Source organism: Gelidibacter sp., assembly GCF_035515035.1.
GTDB lineage: Bacteria > Bacteroidota > Bacteroidia > Flavobacteriales > Flavobacteriaceae > Gelidibacter.
The window spans coordinates 1-3,684 of record NZ_DATJCA010000064.1; the positions used below are offsets into that span (position 1 = coordinate 1).

The 3,684-nt window shown below is 38.1% G+C and carries 2 protein-coding genes; both read left to right on the forward strand.

Annotated elements, in window-relative coordinates; translation table 11 throughout:
* A partial coding sequence (gene gyrA / locus VLZ86_RS05160) for a DNA gyrase subunit A (RefSeq protein ID WP_325449416.1) occupies positions 1 to 2,539 on the forward strand: 2,539 nt, incomplete at its 5' end.
* 24 nt (positions 2,540 to 2,563) lie between these two features.
* The coding region (locus tag VLZ86_RS05165; RefSeq protein ID WP_325449418.1) for a tetratricopeptide repeat protein at positions 2,564 to 3,684 on the forward strand (1,121 nt) is incomplete at its 3' end.

Genomic DNA, 3,684 nt, shown 5'->3' on the forward strand with positions numbered 1-3,684 from the left:
CAACATTGAAGATGAAATGAAATCGGCTTACATTGATTACTCAATGTCGGTCATTGTGTCACGTGCGTTGCCAGATGTTAGAGACGGTCTTAAACCTGTGCATAGACGTGTGCTTTTCGGGATGCATGAGCTTGGTATTAGATCTAACACCGCTCATAAAAAATCGGCAAGAATTGTTGGTGAGGTTTTGGGTAAGTACCACCCACACGGAGATACATCAGTTTATGACGCCATGGTGCGTATGGCACAAGAGTGGAGTTTACGCTATATGTTAGTGGATGGCCAAGGGAATTTCGGTTCTATTGACGGCGATAGTCCAGCAGCAATGCGATATACAGAAGCAAGGATGCGTAAGATATCCGAGGACATGTTGGCAGACATTGATAAGGAAACAGTAGATCACAAACTGAATTTTGACGATACATTACAAGAGCCAACTGTTTTACCAACACGTATTCCGGGACTTTTAGTCAACGGAGCTTCTGGTATTGCAGTAGGGATGGCTACAAATATGCCACCGCATAATATCAGTGAAGTGGTTGATGGTATCATTGCTTATATTGATAATCATGATATTGATATTGATGAGTTGATCACCCATATCAAAGCTCCAGATTTTCCTACTGGAGGAACAATTTACGGTTATGATGGCGTTATAGAGGCATTTAAAACCGGCCGTGGAAGAATTGTGATAAGAGCGAAAGCGAATATTGAAGAGGTTCAAGGCAGAGAATCAATTGTCGTCACCGAAATTCCTTACCAAGTCAATAAAGCCGATATGATCAAGAAAACGGCAGATTTGGTCAATGAAAAGAAAATTGACGGGATTTCCATGATCCGTGATGAATCCGACAGAAACGGGATGCGTATCGTGTATGTTTTAAAGCGTGATGCCATTCCTAATATTGTTTTAAACACCTTATATAAGTACACGGCGCTGCAGTCGTCTTTTAGTGTGAACAATATTGCACTGGTTAAAGGGCGTCCAGAATTGCTGAACTTAAAGGATATGATTCATCATTTCGTTGAACATAGACATGAAGTGGTTGTAAGAAGAACAACTTATGAACTTCGTAAAGCGGAGGAACGCGCCCATATTTTAGAAGGATTGATTATTGCGTCAGATAATATTGATGAAGTTATTGCATTAATCCGTTCTTCATCAAATGCTGACGAAGCACGCGAGAAATTGATTGAACGTTTTGAACTTTCAGAAATTCAAGCGAGAGCCATTGTTGAGATGCGTTTGCGTCAATTGACTGGTCTGGAGCAAGATAAATTACGATCAGAATACGATGAATTGATAAAAACAATTGAAGATTTGAAGGACATCCTTGATAAGAAAGAGCGTCGTATGCAAATCATCAAAGATGAATTGGTTGTTGTTAAAGATAAGTATGGTGATGAACGTCGTTCGGTAATTGAATATGCCGGTGGCGATTTGAGTATTGAAGACATGATTCCTGATGAGCAAGTGGTCATTACCATTTCTCACGCTGGATATATCAAACGTACGTCGTTGACAGAATACAAGACTCAAAATAGAGGAGGCGTTGGTCAAAAAGCGTCCACAACTCGTAATGAAGATTTCTTAGAACATTTATTTGTGGGTACCAACCACCAGTATATGTTATTCTTCACTCAAAAAGGAAAATGCTTCTGGATGCGTGTTTATGAAATCCCTGAAGGCAGTAAAACCTCTAAGGGTAGAGCCATCCAAAACTTGATCAATATTGAACAAGATGATAAGGTAAAAGCCTTCATCTGTACGGAAGACCTTAAAAATGAAGAGTATATTAACAGCCACTATGTCATTATGGCAACCAAGCAAGGTCAGGTTAAGAAAACGTCTTTAGAGCAATATTCCCGTCCAAGAACAAATGGTATCAATGCCATTACTATTAAGGATGATGATATTTTATTGGAAGCAAAACTGACCACTGGAAACAGTCAAATCATGTTGGCATTAAAATCAGGTAAGGCGATTCGTTTTGAAGAAGCTAAAACCCGACCAATGGGAAGAAACGCTTCGGGTGTACGCGGAATTAGTTTAGCTCACGCCAAAGATGAAGTCATTGGAATGGTAACCATTGAAAATCCGATGGAAGAATCTGTTTTGGTAGTTTCTGAAAATGGTTATGGTAAACGCACCTATATTGATGATCCAGAAGATGGAGAAGCTGTTTATAGAATTACCAACAGAGGAGGAAAAGGTGTCAAGACCATTTCTATAACTGAAAAAACCGGAAGTTTGGTAGCAATCAAATCGGTTAGCGATGAAGATGACTTAATGATTATCAACAAATCTGGAATTGCGATTCGTATGGCAGTTAAGGATCTACGTGTAATGGGAAGAGCGACACAAGGTGTCAAATTAATAAATTTAAAAGGAAGTGATTCTATTGCGGCGGTCGCCAAAGTGATGAAGGAAGAAGAAGACCCATTAATAGAAAACGACTCAGATGAGATCATTGAAAATGATGCCGATAATGAAAATGGCACAACTCTTGATAATTTAGACGACGAAACCAATAATTAACACTAAAAATTAAAACAACTAAAAATGAGAAAACAAATCATCATCGCTTTGGCACTTTTAGTAGGTTCTTTTTCTTTTGCGCAAAAAAGCGAATTAAAAGATGCTGAAAAAGCTATAAAGAAAAGTAATTTTGCAGAGGCTAAATCTGCAATAAATGCTGCAGAATCCTTAATTGGAAGTGCGGACGATAAAATGAAGGCACAATTTTACTTCACAAAAGGTCAGGCATTTTATGCCAATGGAACCGGAACTGATGCTGACATGGACGTTGCCATTGAAAGTTTGAACAAAGTAGAAGAAGTAGAAGGTAAAAATGGAAAGTATTCCAAAAGTGTGCAGGAAATAAAACAACAAATGATTAATTCTTTTTTGACCAAAGCAAACGCTGCTTTAGAAAAAAAGAACTTTTCAGCATCTTCTGCTGGGTTTGAAAAAGCCTATAAAATGTCAAAATCTGACACGTTGTATCTTTATTATGCCGCAGCAACAGCTGTCAATGGTGAAGATTATGACACCGCCTTGAAACATTATGAGGAACTTAAGGATTTGGGCTACGTTGGTATTGAAACGGAGTATGTTGCCATCAACAAAGCAACAAATGAAGAGGAAACTTTTCCATCTAAAGCTTTAATGGATATTTCTGTAAAATCTGGTTCGCATATCAAGCCAACTGTTAAAAAAACAGAATCGAAACAAGGAGAAATTGTTAGAAATGTGGCATTGATCTACATGAACCAAGGTGATAATGAGAAAGCTCTTGAAGCTATGAAAGATGCTAGAGCGGCTAATCCTGATGATGCTAGTTTAATTATCTCTGAAGCCAATATGCAATTGAAAATGGGCAATAGAGAGGAGTTCAAGAGGCTTATACAAGAGGCTTTGGTAAATGATCCTGACAATCCAGAGTTGTTATTTAACTTGGGAATTGTTGCCGCAGAGGGCGGAGAAACTGAAGCAGCCAAAGGCTATTATGAGAAAGCTTTAAAAATCAAACCAGATTATACAGACGTACATAATAATATGGCGGTACTGATTTTAAGTCAAGAACAAGCTATTATTGAAAAAATGAATGCTTTAGGGAGTTCTGCTGCAGATAATAAAAAATATGATGAGCTAAAAGAAGAAAGAGCTCAACTCTATAAAGA